Source organism: Lentzea kristufekii, assembly GCF_033949925.1.
Lineage (GTDB): Bacteria > Actinomycetota > Actinomycetes > Mycobacteriales > Pseudonocardiaceae > Lentzea > Lentzea kristufekii.
Map to the genome: position 1 here is coordinate 38,101 of NZ_JAXAVV010000032.1, position 16,075 is coordinate 54,175.

General features: G+C 67.4%; 20 protein-coding genes and 1 tRNA gene. 10 read left to right on the top strand and 11 right to left on the bottom strand.

The genetic code is table 11. The features are described from left to right. Window positions 1-242 precede the first annotated feature (242 nt). The 10 genes from SK571_RS40840 (at window position 243) to SK571_RS40885 (ending at window position 7,145) form a co-directional block, all read left to right on the top strand. On the top strand, window positions 243-425 hold the full coding sequence (locus tag SK571_RS40840) for a hypothetical protein (protein ID WP_319989483.1): 183 nt from the start codon (window positions 243-245) through the stop codon (window positions 423-425). Further along, window positions 425-592, top strand: coding sequence for a hypothetical protein (locus SK571_RS40845; protein WP_319989484.1), 168 nt, complete (start codon window positions 425-427; stop codon window positions 590-592). The genes SK571_RS40840 and SK571_RS40845 overlap by 1 nt, the downstream gene beginning before the upstream one ends. After that, on the top strand, window positions 592-762 hold the full coding sequence (locus SK571_RS40850) for a hypothetical protein (RefSeq protein WP_319989485.1): 171 nt from the start codon (window positions 592-594) through the stop codon (window positions 760-762). The genes SK571_RS40845 and SK571_RS40850 overlap by 1 nt, the downstream gene beginning before the upstream one ends. Window positions 763-769: 7 nt before the next feature. Continuing rightward, window positions 770-931 (top strand): hypothetical protein, encoded by a 162-nt coding sequence (locus tag SK571_RS40855; RefSeq protein ID WP_319989486.1) that lies wholly within the window; start codon window positions 770-772, stop codon window positions 929-931. A 296-nt stretch (window positions 932-1,227) separates the two neighbouring features. Next, window positions 1,228-1,467, top strand: coding sequence for a hypothetical protein (locus tag SK571_RS40860; protein WP_319989487.1), 240 nt, complete (start codon window positions 1,228-1,230; stop codon window positions 1,465-1,467). A 96-nt stretch (window positions 1,468-1,563) separates the two neighbouring features. Continuing rightward, complete coding sequence (locus SK571_RS40865) at window positions 1,564-2,619, top strand: bifunctional DNA primase/polymerase (protein ID WP_319989488.1); 1,056 nt, start codon at window positions 1,564-1,566, stop codon at window positions 2,617-2,619. Next, on the top strand, window positions 2,616-3,518 hold the full coding sequence (locus SK571_RS40870; protein ID WP_319989489.1) for a DNA cytosine methyltransferase: 903 nt from the start codon (window positions 2,616-2,618) through the stop codon (window positions 3,516-3,518). Before SK571_RS40865 ends, SK571_RS40870 begins: the two co-directional genes overlap by 4 nt. Before the next feature lie 41 nt (window positions 3,519-3,559). Beyond that, window positions 3,560-5,287 (top strand): hypothetical protein, encoded by a 1,728-nt coding sequence (locus SK571_RS40875; RefSeq protein ID WP_319989490.1) that lies wholly within the window; start codon window positions 3,560-3,562, stop codon window positions 5,285-5,287. 275 nt (window positions 5,288-5,562) lie between these two features. Then, window positions 5,563-5,730, top strand: a complete 168-nt coding sequence (locus SK571_RS40880; protein ID WP_319989491.1) for a helix-turn-helix transcriptional regulator — start codon at window positions 5,563-5,565, stop codon at window positions 5,728-5,730. A 17-nt stretch (window positions 5,731-5,747) separates the two neighbouring features. Continuing rightward, on the top strand, window positions 5,748-7,145 hold the full coding sequence (locus SK571_RS40885) for an integrase (RefSeq protein ID WP_319989492.1): 1,398 nt from the start codon (window positions 5,748-5,750) through the stop codon (window positions 7,143-7,145). A 194-nt stretch (window positions 7,146-7,339) separates the two neighbouring features. On the opposite strand, the gene SK571_RS40890 is transcribed toward SK571_RS40885, so the two are convergent. From SK571_RS40890 to SK571_RS40940, 11 genes are all read right to left on the bottom strand, one after another. Next, window positions 7,340-7,413, bottom strand: a tRNA-Leu gene (locus tag SK571_RS40890). Between the two features lie 118 nt (window positions 7,414-7,531). Continuing rightward, the gene (locus SK571_RS40895) at window positions 7,532-8,635 is read right to left on the bottom strand and encodes an ATP-grasp domain-containing protein (protein ID WP_319989493.1); all 1,104 of its coding nucleotides are present in this window, start codon (window positions 8,633-8,635) and stop codon (window positions 7,532-7,534) included. Further along, window positions 8,632-8,754 carry a hypothetical protein gene (locus SK571_RS40900; protein ID WP_256238980.1) on the bottom strand — a complete coding sequence of 41 codons (123 nt, stop codon included), beginning with the start codon at window positions 8,752-8,754 and terminating at the stop codon, window positions 8,632-8,634. The genes SK571_RS40895 and SK571_RS40900 overlap by 4 nt, the downstream gene beginning before the upstream one ends. Window positions 8,755-8,952: 198 nt before the next feature. Next, complete coding sequence (locus SK571_RS40905) at window positions 8,953-10,278, bottom strand: NAD(P)/FAD-dependent oxidoreductase (RefSeq protein WP_319989494.1); 1,326 nt, start codon at window positions 10,276-10,278, stop codon at window positions 8,953-8,955. A gap of 142 nt (window positions 10,279-10,420) precedes the next feature. Then, on the bottom strand, window positions 10,421-10,882 hold the full coding sequence (locus tag SK571_RS40910; RefSeq protein WP_319989495.1) for a hypothetical protein: 462 nt from the start codon (window positions 10,880-10,882) through the stop codon (window positions 10,421-10,423). Next, entirely contained in the window at window positions 10,876-12,105 is a 1,230-nt protein-coding gene (locus SK571_RS40915; protein ID WP_319989496.1) for a DUF58 domain-containing protein, read from the bottom strand. The genes SK571_RS40910 and SK571_RS40915 overlap by 7 nt, the downstream gene beginning before the upstream one ends. Next, window positions 12,102-13,043 (bottom strand): AAA family ATPase, encoded by a 942-nt coding sequence (locus SK571_RS40920; RefSeq protein WP_319989497.1) that lies wholly within the window; start codon window positions 13,041-13,043, stop codon window positions 12,102-12,104. The genes SK571_RS40915 and SK571_RS40920 overlap by 4 nt, the downstream gene beginning before the upstream one ends. Beyond that, window positions 13,040-13,390 (bottom strand): hypothetical protein, encoded by a 351-nt coding sequence (locus tag SK571_RS40925; protein ID WP_319989498.1) that lies wholly within the window; start codon window positions 13,388-13,390, stop codon window positions 13,040-13,042. Before SK571_RS40925 ends, SK571_RS40920 begins: the two co-directional genes overlap by 4 nt. After that, window positions 13,387-13,986: a DUF4129 domain-containing protein gene (locus tag SK571_RS40930; RefSeq protein WP_319989499.1), complete on the bottom strand. Its 600-nt coding sequence runs from the start codon at window positions 13,984-13,986 to the stop codon at window positions 13,387-13,389. The genes SK571_RS40925 and SK571_RS40930 overlap by 4 nt, the downstream gene beginning before the upstream one ends. Window positions 13,987-14,057: 71 nt before the next feature. After that, window positions 14,058-14,846 carry a GSU2403 family nucleotidyltransferase fold protein gene (locus tag SK571_RS40935; RefSeq protein WP_319989500.1) on the bottom strand — a complete coding sequence of 263 codons (789 nt, stop codon included), beginning with the start codon at window positions 14,844-14,846 and terminating at the stop codon, window positions 14,058-14,060. A 32-nt stretch (window positions 14,847-14,878) separates the two neighbouring features. Continuing rightward, the gene (locus tag SK571_RS40940; protein ID WP_319989501.1) at window positions 14,879-16,012 is read right to left on the bottom strand and encodes a type IV toxin-antitoxin system AbiEi family antitoxin; all 1,134 of its coding nucleotides are present in this window, start codon (window positions 16,010-16,012) and stop codon (window positions 14,879-14,881) included. Window positions 16,013-16,075 lie beyond the last annotated feature (63 nt).

Genomic DNA, 16,075 nt, shown 5'->3' on the forward strand with positions numbered 1-16,075 from the left:
AGGGACCCGCCGGGGCGAACGGCAGGGAGGCCCGCGCAACACGGGGAGGACTCCCCACGTGCCTCCCTGCCACGCCTCCCCAGCCTGAGCAGCACCGACACTCCGCCAGGGAGTCAGGGAGGCGCACGCCTCCGACCAGCGAAAACCCCAGAAAACGCGGTCCCGTGCGGGCTGGCACAGCCTCCCCGCGCCGGTTCGCGATGCCCACAGCTAGTCACTCAAAGTTACCGAGAGGGAATGTCATGAGCAACATGATCGACGTCCGCGACCTCAAGCGTGGGCAACAGATCCTCGTCCGCCCCGGTGTCGTCGGGACCGTCACGGCCTCAACCGAAGTGGACTTCGGCGGTGCCTGGGCAACGGTGTACACCAGCGTCGGCAACTTCGGAGTCAAGCTCCCCAGCCGCGCCCAGCTGGCCGACTGATGGCCCGCCCGACCATGCACGTCGAAGCGTCGCGCTCGTGGTGGAACGGCACCTCAACCACCCTGTGCGGGCTGACCATCACCAAGGTCACCGCATCGGGCTACTGGTGGACCGGCACCTCCGTCACCTGCCCGACGTGCAAAGCGATCGAGAAGGGCGGCCGGTGATGGCACGCGACGTCATGCACGTCGTGGCGTCCAAGTCGTGGTGGAGCGGCACCATCACCACGGCGTGCGGGCTCAAGGTCGACAGCTCGGAAACCAACAGCGTCTGGTTCCCGAGCCTGTCGGGCAACATCAAGTGCCCGGCCTGCATGGCCGCGCACAAGGCGCGGTGACGCCGTGATGAGGATCAGGCCGACCGCCCTGGCCGTGCTCGCCGCCAACAGCTGGCCTTTCTCCGGCGAGCTGCGGTTCGTCGCGACCTGCCCGACCTGCCACGGCCGGATCAACCCGGACCAGGTCATGTGCACCGCGTGCGCGCTGTCGAAAGCGGCGCACGCCTAACTACAACAACCCTTCCTCAGAGTCGAAAACAAACCCGTAAACCCGGAACCGCGCCACCGAAGAGGTTCTGAGCTGCGGAAACACGGACCGGGTTTACGGCAACACCAAACCCGGTCCGGGAACGCCAAACCCGGAAACCCGGCCACACCCGCAAGCCATCTCGGCACCCTCCAGCCCGCCCAGCTCACCGACAGGCCCCTACTACCCCGCGCGGGGTTAGTGGGGCCTGCCTGATGCGCCCTGCGGCACGCGAGAGCACCACCCACCAAACCACGATCAGGAGGCAACAGACCGCGATGAGGATTCGACTGGAAGGCACCCGCGACGAAGTCGAGAACGCGGCGCAGGCACTCGCACTGGGCTTCGAGGTGCTGGAAGTCAGCGGCTTCTACCCGAACCGGGGCGCATCGGTGCTGGGCCGTGTCTACGTCACCGCCACGGTGCTGCCCGCCCACCTCCTCCGCGCCCGGTCCACGCGCATGGACACCAGCGCGCCACGCCTCGACAGCGACCCGCCACCGCAGCTGACGAGCTGACCCACCCCCACCCGAAGCGGGGCACGACCACACCAGGCCGTGCCCCGCTTCCCGTTGCACCCCAACCACCACAGCCCCCGGGAAGGACACGCGACCATGACCACGAACCGAACCGTGCAGAACGCCGCCGACGCCGCGCTGTGGCTGGCGGTGCACCGCGGCTTTCACGTCCTGCCGCTCAACTACGGCACCAAAACCCCACTGCGCGGCTGCGTCGACTGCCGCGCCGAACACTGCGACCACACCCCGCAGACCTGCTCGTGCCTGGCACGCGCCGACGGGGCGCTGTGCCACGGCGTGTGGGCCGCCACCACCGACCCCGGCGTGATCGCCCGCTGGGCACAGCGCTGGCACACCAGCGTCTGGGCAGTGCACCTGTGGACGTCCGGGCTGCTGGCCGTAGACCTCGACACCCGCCCCGGACCTCCGCCACGCCAGCCGCTCAACGGCCTGCCCTGGCCGCACGAGGAACCGCCGCCGGCCGATGGGCTCGACACCTACGCCACGCTGGCCGCGCTGTCCGGCGGCGCGGTGGGAACGGACACGTTCACCACCGACACCCCGTCTGGTGGGCTGCACCTGCTCTACAGCACCACCGGGCAGTGGAAAGGCAGTCAGGGCAAGGTCCGCGACGGCGACGACACCGTGCGCACCGGCCTGGGCTGGCAGATCGACATCAAGTGCTACGGCGGCTACGTGGTGCTGCCCGGCTCCACCAGCAAAGCCGGTCTGTACCGGCGCAGCTCGGCCACCACCACACCCCGGCCGCTCGACGGCTGGCTTGCCGACGCTCTGACCCGCACCGGCCACGACCGCACCACCACAGCCCCGGCCGCGACCAGGCCCGCCGCCGCCGTGCCCACGATCGACGCCCAGACCGGCCCGGCCCGCTACGCCGTCGGCGCGCTGCGGTCCGCGTGTGCGGAGCTGGCGGCGATGGAGCCCGACACCGGCCGCAACCGCAAGCTGTTCCGCTCGACAACCCGCCTGGCAGGTATGGCCCAGGCCGGATGGATCGATCGCACGGTGGTCGAAGCCGCTCTCACCGACGCCGCTCGTCACGCCGGACTCCCAGCCGCAGAGATCCGCTACGTCTTGACGTCCGGGTTCGGCCGCCCGCTTCCTGTCCCCGACATCCGGAGCGCCGCATGAGCCGTCCACGCTTGCTGGATCTGTTCTGCCGTGCGGGCGGTGCGTCCGCTGGTTACCACGCAGCCGGGTTCGACGTGACCGGCGTCGACATCAACCCGCAGCCGCACTACCCGTTCCCGTTCATCCAGGCCGACGCCCTCACCGTCGACCTGTCCGGCTACGACGTCGTCACCGGCTCCCCGCCGTGTCAGAAGTTCTCCCGCGCCACCCCGCACGCCCGCCGGGACAACCACCCGGACCTGCTCGACCCGATCCGCCAGCGGCTGTGTGAGGCCCTCGCACGCGGCGAAATCTGGGGCTACGTCATCGAGAACGTGCCCGGCGCACCCATGCGAGACCCCATCACGATCTGCGGCGAGACGCTGCGGCTGGGCGTGCGTCGGCATCGGCTGTTCGAGTCGAACCTGCCGCTTCACGGCACGCCCTGCCACCACGACCGCAGCACGCCCGCCGTCCCCGTGTATGGCAGGCCACGGTGGCAGGACTCGCCTGTGCCCTCCGATGTGGCGCGGGAAGCGATGGGCATCGACTGGATGCCGTGGACCGACCTCACCCAAGCCATCCCGCCCGCCTACACCGCATGGATCGGCGTTCAGCTCATCGGCCACGCACGCATGCACGTGACGCAAGCGGCTCGAGCCCTGGTGACGCAAGCGGCTCAACCGCGTGTGACGCAAGCGTCCAGGACGGAAACGTCACACGCACTCGAGCCGCAAACGTCACCCGGTGACGCAACCGGTGAGCTCGACGGCCCTGAGCTCACCTCTTGCGTCACCGCCCGCACCTGCCACTGCGGAGCCGCGCTGCGTCGGCCGGCCACCGGCCGGTGGCCCCGGCACTGCTCTCAGGCCTGCCGCCAGGCCGCCTACCGCTCACGCACCAAGGGAACCGCCGCATGAGCACCACCAGCCCAACGCCAGCGTGGAAGGAGGACCCGCCGATGACCACCCAGAACCTCACCGACCCGGACGAGATAACCGCCCTCATGACCGGCACCGCCACGCCCAGCACCGCCGACGTGTCGGCGGGAGAGCCCGACGAGAAGCCGGCCATTCAGATCGGCGGAGAGGCCGAGACCATCCGGGCGTTGACCACCGCACTGGGCCACGGCGCACTGCCCGACGTCTACGTCTCCGGCGGGCAACTCGTGCACCTGTCGCGGGTGTCGGGCAAAGCCGCCAGCGCCGCCGAGCACGCCCACCAGGTCGACGCCGGAGCACTGCCCGTACAGGCAGACCCGATCACCTCACCGTCGCTGGCATGGCTGCTCGCCCACCACGCGTTCGTCTACCGCAACAAGTTCAACAAGGCCACCGAGCAGTGGGAGGACGTGGAGGCCAGCCCCACCAAAGCCGCCCTGTCCGCGGTGCTGTCGTCGCGCTACTGGCCCGACGTGCGCCCGCTGGTCGGTGTCGTCACCTCACCCGTGCTGCGCCCGGACGGCACCCTGTTGCAGACCGCCGGATACGACACCACCACCGGCCTGTACTACGCGCCCACCGTCACCATGCCCACCATTCCCGCCCAACCGTCCACACAGGAGGTCAGCGAGGCGCTGGAGTTCATCACCAGCAAGCTACTGCGGGACTTCCCGTTCGTAGCCGACGCGGACAAGGCCAACCACATCGGCCTGATGATCGCGCCGATCCTGCGCCCGTTTCTTAACGGGTGCCTGACCCCGTTCGGACTCATCTCCGCCACCACGCAAAGCTCCGGCAAGACGCTGCTGGCCGAGATCCCCGGCCACATCTACGGACTCAAGCACCTCGTCTGGCGCACCAGCGACGAGAACGAGCTACAGAAGTCCATCACCAGCGCACTGCACAGCACCGCCGCCGTGATGCTGTGGGACAACATCGCCGAAGGAACCGAAGTCTCCTCCGCACTGCTCGCGAAACTGATCACCGGCCCCAAGTGGGACGACCGCAACCTCGGCTCCAACAGCGCCGGGTTCGAGACCACCAACGACCGGCTCTGGCTGGCCACGGGCAACAACATCCGCCTGGGCGGGGACATGGCCACCCGTACCGCCCTGGTGCGCCTGGACCCCAACGACCCGCACCCCGACCAGCGCGACCAAACCGGGTTCGGCATCCCGCACCTGGACCAGTGGCTCAAAAAGCCCGCCAACCGCGTCACCGTGCTGCGGCACCTGCTCATCCTGGTCATGGACTGGATCAACGCCGGAGCACCCCGCTCCGGCCACACCATGCGCCAGTTCACCACCTGGGCCGGTGCGGCCGGCGGGTTCCTCGCCCACCACGGCATCGACGGCTTCCTCGACAACGTCGCGGAGATGCGCGAAGCCGACGATGGCAACACCACCTGGACCGCGTTCCTCGCCCGCTGGCACGAACTGCACGGCGATACCCCACTGAGGGCCAAGGTTCTGTGTCACAGCGCCGAACCCACCGAGACCAGTGGCAAGCTCGTGGACCGCTGGGACGGCACGTTCCTCACCGACGAACGCGACCGCATCCCCAACTCCAAAAGCCTGGGCAAACTGCTCACCGGCCACATCGGCCGTTGGCACGGCCACTACGTCCTACGCAGCGAGTTCGACAAGAGCGCCAACATGAACGTGTTTTGGGTCGAGATCAACCCCGAGTCGGACCAGGCCGACCACGACCAGACACCGGCCGCCGCCGACCAGACCGCCCTGATCTAGCCGCGGTTAGCAGGGCCACCCCGCCCGCCGGGTTTCCGCCGGGTTTGCACCGGGTTTAGCCCTCACCCAAACCCGGCCCACATCACCGCAGGTCACAGCCCTGCCACACCCCAGAACCGGGTTTCCGGGTTTCCAACGCCGATCCCCGCACACACCCGCGTTCGCACACCACCCCGTCCGGACGGCTCGAACCGCCAACCACGCACCGCCCGGACGGCACCACCTCACAGATCGGATCAACCATGCCCGGTAAGACCGCACCCAATGGTCCGTTCATGACCGTCGCCGAGTTCATGCAGGTGATGGGAATCGCGCGATCGACCTTTGATGACTGGCGTGCAAAGGGAAAGGGGCCTAAATGGTGGCCGCTCCCGAATGGCTCGCTTCGATGCCGCCGTTCGTCCTTTGAACAGTGGATCAACTCTCTGGAGGCCGCAGCATGAGGAAGACAACGTACTCCGTGAAGTTGTGGGCCACCAGGAAGTACGAGGGCAAGCGCACCACTACCTGGTGGGTGCGCTGGGAGGTCGAGGGACAAGAGTTCCAGGAACCGTTCAAACGAGCTGGCCTCGCGAAGAGTTTCCGCAACTCCCTTGAGACATCCGCCAACAAAGGTGAGGCGTTCTACGTTGACAACGGACGCCCCGTCTCCATGGACCGCGACGAAAGCCAAGTCTCCTTCTTCGATTTCGCTTGCTCCTACATGAAGATGAAGTGGCCCGATCTTGCCGGTAATTCACGACGGAGCACCGCCCGCAGCCTCACCGATGCGACGATCGAACTCGTCAAGACAAAACGCGGCCGACCATCCGATGAGGACATTCGCATGGCATGCGCCTGGGCGTTCAACATGCTGCGTCGCGAGAGCGAGCAGCCGGATGCCCAGGTGATCACCACTGTCAAGTGGCTGGGCATGAACACCTACCTCGTGACGGAACTGGCCGACAAGGATCTGACCCGCAACGTTCTGCGGAGGTTCGGCGTCACACAGGAGGGCAAGAAGGCGGCAGATTCCACTGTCCAGAGGCGACGAGGCCCGTTCGTCAACCTGATCGAATACGCGATCGAGAAGACTCCACTTGCTGTCAATCCCGTAAAGGATCTGAAAATTAAGACCGGCCGATCCGTCAAGGAACTCGATACAGCCATCGTCGCCAACCCCCAGCAAGCACATCGTCTACTTAGCGCGGCTGGAAGGCAGGGAAAAAGCGGCGCGATGCTTCAAGCCGCCTACGCCTGCCAGTACTACGCTGCACTGCGGACGGCGGAAGTGATCGACCTCAGGGAAGCGAACATCAAGTTTCCGCGACTTGTTTTCAACTTGCTGACCAATCAAAACGAGCCGCAGATCGGCGAGTGGGGTTCACTCAGGTTTCAGGAGTCCAATCCCGCTGTCGGTAAACAGTGGACCGATGGAGGCGCACGCAGAGAGAAGAGGCAACTTAAAGGTCGCCGAATCGGCGAGGAACGAAACCCTCCGGTCGCACCCGAACTGGCGTGGTTCCTCTGGTGCCACATTCAGCAGCACGGCGTGCTGCCCGATGGCCGCCTGTTTCGTGGTGTCGAGACAGCTGACGACGTTCCTGAGGGAACGTACGCACGGGCGTGGCGTCAGGCTCGTGTGGAAGCTCTCAGTCCAGAGGAATGCGACTCAGTGCTTGCTGGTCGCCCGTACGACCTGCGGCATGCCTGCGTGTCCACGTGGCTAGAGGCGGGCGTGCCGCCCGTTCAGGTCGCCAAGTGGGCGGGCCAGAGTATTGAGGTGCTCTTCCGCGTCTACGCCAAGGTGCTCTCCGGTCGAGAGAGCACGTACCACCGGCGGATCAGCACGGTTCTGAGCGGTTCCGATCTTCGGTGAGGTTTGCCACAACGCCGCTCTGACCAGCAGCAGCGCGGCCCTCAGAAGCTCGGAACTTCGCCGCCACTTCACCACTGAGAGCCGTAGAGGGTCGTGCCCATCCGGGTACAACCGGGACATCACCGGCTGTCACAAGATCACCCCCTGACCGGGTCATGCCTGGTCAGGGGGTGATCTATCGAGGTGTAACGGAGTGCCCCCGACGGGATTCGAACCCGTACTGTGATCCTTTTAAGGGACCTGCCTCTACCGATTGGGCTACGGGGGCGCGGTGAGCCTAGGCGTTGATCGTCGGCTTGTGTGAGCGGATGGTCGTTTCTCGCCCGAGCGGCCCAGCGAATTGGACTAGAGCGAGCATCCGGGTAAGCGTCGATCGGACCCGAACATCAGCGTGCCCTTCCTGCACCGAGCAGTTCCTTGAAGCGCAGCGCCACCCAGTCGTGCACGGCCGTGGAGACGTTGTTGTCGCCTGCCCTGTGCTCGAACCAGCGCCAGTCGCAGTTGACGTTGATCTCCAGGAACACGTGGTCACCGCCGGTCACGAGCAGGTCGAACGCCGCCACCTGGATGCGCCAGTGCCGGGCCAGCGCCAGGAGTTTGTCCGAGAGGGACGCGGGGACCGTGGTGGGCGTGACGCGGACCGCGTCGGGATCCACCCAGAGCTGGGCCGGGTCGAGCTTGTCGACCTGGTAGGCCAGGCACTGCTCGCCCACGACGAACACGCGGAGCTCGGTCTCGGACGGCACGTACTCCTGGACGATCACGGGTGCCGGCTCGGGGGCGTCGGAGGCTCGGGAGGTTTCCAGCGGGCGCGGGAACAGGCCGTGCTGCACACCTGGGCGTGGTTCCAGGAGGTGCCTGCCCGCCGTTTTGACGATGCAGGCGCCGCCGCCTGGGCGCGTGCGGCCTGGGCGGGTCGTCACGGCCGTGCGCGGCACACGCAAGCCGAAGGCGGACGCGTCGGAAAGCTGCGTCAGACGGTCCAGGTGCGTCGAGAAGCGTGACGGGTTCACGTGAGCCCAGTCGGAGCGTGAGGACAGCCAGTTGGCCACTGAGGCCCATTGGTCGACGGCGTAGGCGCCGGCCAGGGTTCCCGGCTCCACCGGGACCGCGGAGAGTTCGAAGTGGCGGCGCCAGACCAGCAGGGGGCGCAGGAGCCAGCGGTCCAGTTCGACCAGGGGCTGGTCGGTGTAGACCGAGAGCGGCAGGTCCACGCAGCGGTCGGCGTCGATCCTCGCCATTCGGATGCCGCGCTCGGCCAGGGCGATGGAGAGTTCGTTCATCTCCATGTCGGCGGCGCGGGCCAGCACGAGCACGCAGGGTTCCGGGTTGCCGTCGCCCTCGTCGACCATGCCGAGGCGGTGGACCTGTTCCTGGAAGTCCAGGCACTTGGGCGGTGAGCGGAAGAGGTATTCCTGACCCTGAAGCAGAAGGGGTCTGGCAGCCTCGGACGGGGCACCTGGCACCCGCCCGTCAGCCGACCTGCTCAATCGTCCTTCTTGCTGCGGAAAACTTGCCCCGCCTGCGCGTACTCTGCGGCGTACTGCGCCAAAGCGGGGTCCTCGATCTCGCCGCGACGAAGCTGTGCGGCCAGCTCCTCGAGAGACATCGGGATCACCTCTTTCCCACACGGCGAATCACGCATTCAGGTGATGCACCAGCCGTAGTCTCCGAAACACGTAACGCAATGTCAAGACGACCCTCGGAGCTTACTCCGATTGGGCGCTCAAGTTCCGCCCTGAAGTCAGACGAGTGCCCCGAACGAGGAGATCGTCCGGGGCACGACGTCACTTACAGAGAGTAAAAGTCAGCTTTGCACTGCGCGATCGAAGTCTGACTTCGGGTCGTTGATCTGGCCCAGCGCCACGATCTCGCGGCCGTAGAACAGCGCCTGAGTCCAGTCCATCAGCACGCGGAGCTTGCGGTTCACGGTGGGCATGAACGCCACGTGGTAGCTGCGGTGCATGAACCACGCGGGCAGGCCCTTGAAACGCAGGCCGAACACGTCGGCGACGCCCTTGTAGAGGCCGAGGCCCGCGACCGAGCCGAGGTACTTGTGGAAGTAGTCCTTCGGCTGCTGGCCGCGCAGCGACGCGACGATGTTCTTCGACAGCAGCTTCGACTGACGGATGGCGTGCTGCGCGTTCGGCACGCACGTCGCCGTCGGGTCCTCGTCGGTGCGCGAGAGGTCCGGCACCGCGGAGCAGTCACCGGCGGCCCACACGCCTTCGAGGCCCTGGACCTGCATGGCGGCGGTGCACCGGACGCGGCCGCGCTCGTCGAGCGGGAGGTCCGTGTTGCGCAGCACCGGGTTCGCCTTCATGCCGGCGGTCCAGATGATCGTGTCCGAGTCGAACTCGGTGCCGTCGTCGAGGATGACGTGGCCGCCCTCGAGGGACTTCACGCGAGTGTCGAGGTAGATCTTCATGCCGCGCTTCTCCAGCGCCTCGACGGTCCACGCGCCGAGCTTGGCGGACACCTCGGGCATGATCCGCCCGGCGGCCTCGACCAGGACCCAGTTCATCTCCTCGGGCTTGATGCCCTCGTAGTACCGAAGCGCATACCGCGTCATGTCCTCGAGCTCGGCGAGCGTCTCGATGCCCGCGAAGCCACCACCGATGACGACGAAGCTGAGAAGCTTCTTGCGCAGGTCCGCGTTGTTCGTGCTCGCTGCCTGGTCCAGGCGCGACAGCACGTGGTTGCGGACGTAGATCGCCTCGCCGATCGTCTTCATGCCGATGCCGACCTCGGCCAGGCCGGGGATCGGAAGCGTGCGTGAGATCGCACCCAGCGCGGAGACGAGCACGTCGTACTCGATCTCCTCGACGTGGCCGTCCGACAGCTCGGCGGTCACGATCTTGCGCGCGTGCTCGATCTTGGTGACGCGGCCGGTGACGACGTGGCAGCGCTTGAGCACCTTGCGCAGTGGAGCGACGACGTGGCGCGGCTCGATCGAGCCGGCCGCCGCCTCAGGCAGGAAGGGCTGGTAGGTCATGTGCGGCTGCGGGTCGATTACCGTCACGGACGCCTCACCGGAGCGCAGTTTCTTCTGCAGTCCGAGAGCCGTGTACATCCCGACGTACCCACCGCCGACAATGACAATCCGAGTGGGGTGCGACTTCACAGCAGCCATACACACATGGTCGCACCAGAACCCCCTTTTTCGCGCGTCCGGAGGGGCCGTTGTGACTACCGTCGCCGGGTGATGCGGGACACGATCGCGGCTGACCTGCGCCTCCACCGGAAGTCGAGGCGTTCTGCCTGAGAGAGTCGATTCAGATCCTCAGCGCGACGACCCCGATCACGACCGTAAGAGCGCCCAGTCCGAGCACCTCCACGAGCCCGACGCCGGCACCCGACGGGACGAACGCGGCGAAGGCCGTGACGACAAATGTGATCGCTTGGACAATGGCGAACCGGCGTGCTGGTGCTTTCAGCGCAGCGGGCTCGATTTTCGTTTTCACCGGAACGACCGCCGCGAGCGCGGACGTCACGTGAATGAGGTGCAGCGCCGGAATCATGATCAACACTCCGAGCCGCAACGGGTGCCCGTCGGCGAACGCCGTCGCCAGCGCCGCGTAGCCGATCAGCAACGCAGGCCCCGCGCTTCCCGGCATCAGCGCGGTGAGCGCCGTCAGCACGGTGACGATCAGCAGCGGCGCGATCGACGTGGACTCCAGGTGCAGGACCAGTGCCACGGGCAACGCCGCGAGCAGGATCGCCAGACGCATCAGCATTCGCGCGTCACCGCCACCCCGTGCTCGGCCATGCGCCGCAGCCGCAGCCGGTGTTCCGCGGCGATCATCTCTGCCGCGACCTCGCCCCACGGCGTCTCCGCGTCGGGCACCAACGGCAACTGCAGCGTGTTGATCGCCAGCACCACGTGCCCGTGCTTGCGCGTCTGCACGGCCAGCTCCGCGACGTCGTCGTCGAGGAACGGCGACAGCAGCACGACCACGCTCCCGTGCGGCAGCTTGCGCAACGCCACCCGCGACGACCACCCGGCGGCCTGCACGCACACGACGAGCTGCGTGCGGATGCGCATCAGGTGCCGCCGCCCGACACCGGAACGCACGTTGAGCTGCGGCCGTGACAGGTCCATCAGCGCCACCCGGTCGCCCTGACGAAGGTAGCCCGCGGCCATCGACGCCGCCTGCCGCACCGCCCGGTCCAGGCTGCCGCCGGGCCGCGTCGTCGCCCCGTAGTGGGGAGAGGCCCAGTCCGCCACGTCCACGCCGACGTCCGCGCGCGTGTCCAGGGCCAGCACGATCTCCGCGTCGGCCTCGGCGTGCCGCTCGCGGACGTGCACGGTGCCGGTGCGGGTCGTGACGCGCCAGTCGATGCGTTTGAGCCTGTCCCCCGGCTGGAACGCCCTGATGTCGCGCAGTTCGGTCGAGTCACCGGCGCGGGGCGAGCGGTGGATGCCCACCAGCCCGGCCGGCCGGGGCGGGAGCGGGCCGGACGGGTGGTGCTCGACCGGCGGCAGGATCGTGCGGACGTGCTCGACACCGACGATCGGCCCGTAGACGTGCGTGCCGTCCGGCCCGGCGAAGAGGTGGTCCAGCCGCAGGTCGACGCCGGGACCCCACGCGTCGCGCCTGATCTCGACCGGCAGGTCGGGCGAGTGCGCCGGCACCGCGCGAGCGCCGCCCGGCAGCTTGACCACCGCGATCTCCGCGTCCGCGCCGTCGAGGTGCGCGACGGTGTGCACGACGCCCAGGCCCGCCCCGCGCGGCACGGGACGGACGTCGACCGTCGGTGTGCCACGAGGTTTGCGGGTGAGCAGCACGGACAGGACCAGCGGCACGCCGAACAGCACCAGTTCGACCTGGTGCAGGAACATCCCGCCCACGACGAGCCCGACGCCCAGCCAGACGGCGCGCGAGTACGCGTCCGTCGGGTGCCAGTGCGCGCCGTGCGACTGGGCGAACGCCTCCCTGATCTTGTCCGCTCTGCTCATGAGCTGGGCGGGCCCGGAACCTTGCCGAGCAGTTCGGTGACGACCTGCACCCCGTTCACGCCGGACGTCCACGTCTCGGGCTTCATCACGAGCCGGTGCGCCAGCACGGCGACAGCGCACTCCTTGACGTCCTCGGGCGTCACGTACGCGCGATCCTCCAAAGTGGCGAGTGCGCGGGCGACGAGCACGAGTCCCTGGGCGCCACGGGGTGACGCGCCCACCTCGACCGAGGAGTGGTTGCGCGTGGCCACCGCCAGATCGACGCAGTACCGCAGGAGATCGTCGTCCACTGTGGTCTGTTCGAGCTCGGCCTGCAGCTCGGCGAGCCTGCCAGGGGCGAGCACCGGCGCGACCTCGGCCTCCTCCCGCTGCCGCGCGAGCCGGCGGCGCAGGACCTCGACCTCCTCCTCCGGCGGCGGGTACCCGATGTCGAGCCGCACCAGGAACCGGTCGAGCTGCGCCTCCGGCAACGGGTAGGTGCCCTCGTACTCGACGGGGTTCGAGGTAGCGAGCACGTGGAACGGCCTCGGCAACGGGAACGTGCGCCCCTCGACCGTCACCTGCCGCTCCTGCATGGCCTCCAGCAACGCGGACTGGGTCTTCGGCGGCGTGCGGTTGATCTCGTCGGCGAGCAGCAGCCCGGCGAACACCGGCCCCTGGTGGAACTCGAACTCACGGCTGCCGGGGTCGTAGAGGAACGACCCGGTGACGTCCGCGGGCAGCAGGTCCGGTGTGCACTGCAGGCGGCGGAAGTCGAGGCTGAGGGCCTGCGCGAGCGACCGCGCGATCAGCGTCTTGCCCAGGCCCGGCACGTCCTCCAGCAGCACGTGCCCGCCCGCCAGCACGGCCGCGAGCGCGAGCCGCAGCGTGCGGGTGCGCCCGACGACGACCTGCCCGATCTCGTCGAGGACGGCCTTGGCCTCAAGCGAAATGGTCACTCGACCCTCCTGAGCCTTTCCGCGAGCTGCTTCGGATCCGGCATCTCGGACGCCTCGATCCCCAGTCGTGCGAACCGGGCGCGGAACCGTTCCTGGTAGCGCCTCGGGTCCTCCGCCGCCTCGGTGAGCCTGTTCGCGAGCGTGCTGGCGACCGCGGTGCTGATCGAACCGGGCGGCGGCGGCGCCGAGCTCCAGACGATGTCGGTGGCCCGCGGCAGCCTCGTGACCAGCACGCCGAACGCGGTGGGCGGCACGGCCAGCGCCGCGGCCCACGCCGGCGAGGCGCCGAGCCACCAGATCACGACGCCGATGATCACCCCGACCACCAGTGCCAGCACGGTCCTCATGCGAGCTCCCGGACGATGCGGCTCAGCTCCTGCTGTGCCTGCTCGGCTTGCGCGGCCGTCACGTCCTCGTGCCCGAACCGCGCGCGTTGGTAGAGGTCCTTGAGCACCACGGCGTCCACACCGAGCTTCTCGGTGAACTCGGTGGGCGTCTGGTGCGGCAGGCGTTCCTCGGCGGCTTCGAGCGCGAGCCAGGCGGCGATCACGGCGTCGCGCGGCGGGCGGTTCGGATGCTCGGTGAACTCCTGCAACGCCTTCTCGACGCGCTTCACCACCGCGGACTCCCCGACCTCGGCGCCCTCGACCTCCACGCCGCGCACACCTCCACGACGGCGCCAGCGGGGCAGCTCGAACGCCAAGATGATCCCGATCAGTCCGAACAGGACGAGTCCGGCGAGCACCACCAGGTACGCGGTGAGCGGTATCGCGAACACGTCCGGCAGCTCGGTCGGCAGTGGAACGTCCACCCGCGGCGCGTTGTCCTGAGGCGGTGGGCGGTCGTCCAGGCGGTTGACGAACGTGACCGGCGACGTGCCACTGGCCGCGACGACGACGATCAGCAACGCCGCCACCGCCACCCCTGCACGCCACCACTTCATGGCGGTCAGCCTTGCACGCGTCAGCGGAGTTCGGATGATCCTTCGGCCAACTCGCGGACGTGGTCCCACTGTCAGCTCACGCGATCGAACTCCCGCAGCAGCTCGTCGACCAGCGCGACCATCGACATCTTGATCTCATCAGGATCGCTGAAACCCGCCTCGGCCTCGGCGGCAAGCGTCGGAAGCAGGTCATCGGGCTCAGCCGCCAGCACGCGAAGCTCACCGACAGCCTGGTTCGCGACACTGCTCGACAGCTCGTTCGAAACCAAGCCCTGCAGCCTCCGCGCCAATCCCGGAAAGTCCTTCTCAGCTCGGAGCAGGCGGAGCACGTCCAGCCCGTCCTTCGGCTTCAGCCGGTGACGCGGTTGCTCTCGCCTCTCCGCGATCTTGATGACCTTCGAGACGATGAGCGCCGCAGGACCGGCGACCTTGATCTTGAACGATCTCGAGTCGTCAGCGTCCAGCGCAAGGATCGCCCGGACGTCGTTGTCCAGCACAGCCGCTTCCAACCCAACTGTCCTGCGAGCAGTCATCTTGTCATTGTGCGGCGGTTGGAGACGCGCGGATCGATGACTTGAGCTACCGCCGCACAACGCCTCGGGCGTCATGAGATCGACAGCGATCCCACCATGTCCCAGCCACCTGCCGGGCTGATCGCCCGGTACGAAACCGGACGCGCGCATCGCGTCCACAACGGCAGGTTCATCCGCCAGCTTCTCCGGGATGAGCGCGAGGTCCGCGTCTGTCGTCGTCGGCGCGGTCGCGAAGTCGGCGGATCCCGCGTGCAGGTAGACCGCTTGTGCACCAACGAGGACGACCGCGTCTCGGTGCGCCCCCAACCCTTCGAGGGCTTCCAGCAACACAGCCCGTGCCTGGACGTACTCAGGCGAGATCATTCTTTCCAACCTGTTTCACTGGTTTCGAGTACTGCCATCAACTGCTCGGCTTCCTCTGTCGAACGGCCCGGCCCTGTCAGCAGGTCCGCCACGACCTGTGCAGGGGCTGCGTAATCGAGCCCTTCAACGCGTCGGGACCTCGCGTAGACGACGTCGTCGTACGGTCGCATCACGAGCACGTTCATTCCTCGTTCGACCGACCTCAAGCCAAGAAGATCCATGAGCCCGATCGGATCTTCGGCGTACAAACTGAGCGAGACCAACGGCGACACCGACGTCAGGTCTTGGGGCAAGTACGCGCGCGCGGCCGCAGAGCCCGTCAGTGCGACACGTGAATCCACGGCACGCAAGGTTTCCAGTGCATGACTCAACCCACGAGGGTCCAAAGTCGTGATGACTTCGTTCGACGTCATGACTTTGTAGTCTTGAACCCAGCGATCGACCAGCGCCCGCTTGCGCACAGCGGTCACTGCTCCGTCCTCGCCTCTCGTGATGACCGCTTCCCGATCGAGCAGTTCGAGCACCCGCGCACTCGTGGCGGCGCCGACCTGTGCTCGCCCGGCGAGATCTCTCACTCCGACAGGCACAGACGTCTCGCAAAGTTCAAGAACTACTTTTGCCGCCGCCGGCCCCCGAAGCGACTTGAGCAATCGGTCAGCTGGATCACGAAACGCACTGCGATCCGCACCTGCCCGGTCGAGGAAGACGGCCGGCTGTTCTACCCGCAGCCGCAAATTTCCAGTCAGGTCGAACCAGCCCAACAGGTGGTGCTGTTCCGCCTGCGCACGAGTCGTTGGCGATACGAAGGGGGCGGCCAACATCAGCCCCCCGATCTTGACGCCACTCTCCTCCGCCACTCTGGCGTACTGCTTGAGCTGTGCAGCCAGGCCGGCAACGTCCCGCGGCACCACGACGGCCTTGCATTCGAGCAGCACAGTCGTCTTGGAGCCGTCCGGCGCCGTGATCACGAATTGGCCATCCGGCTGGTACCCACGCCGAGAATCGACCTGAACCGCCGGCACACCAGGTTCGATCGTCCAGGTCGAAGGCAGCACGGAACGGATGGCCAGCATGGCGGACCAAATGAGTTCGGCCTCGGTTGTTCCATGTTCTACACCGTTCCATGACACATGGAACATGTTACTTTGCGGAACAGACTGCCGGAAGCACCCTGCTGAACACGTCTGGGTGAG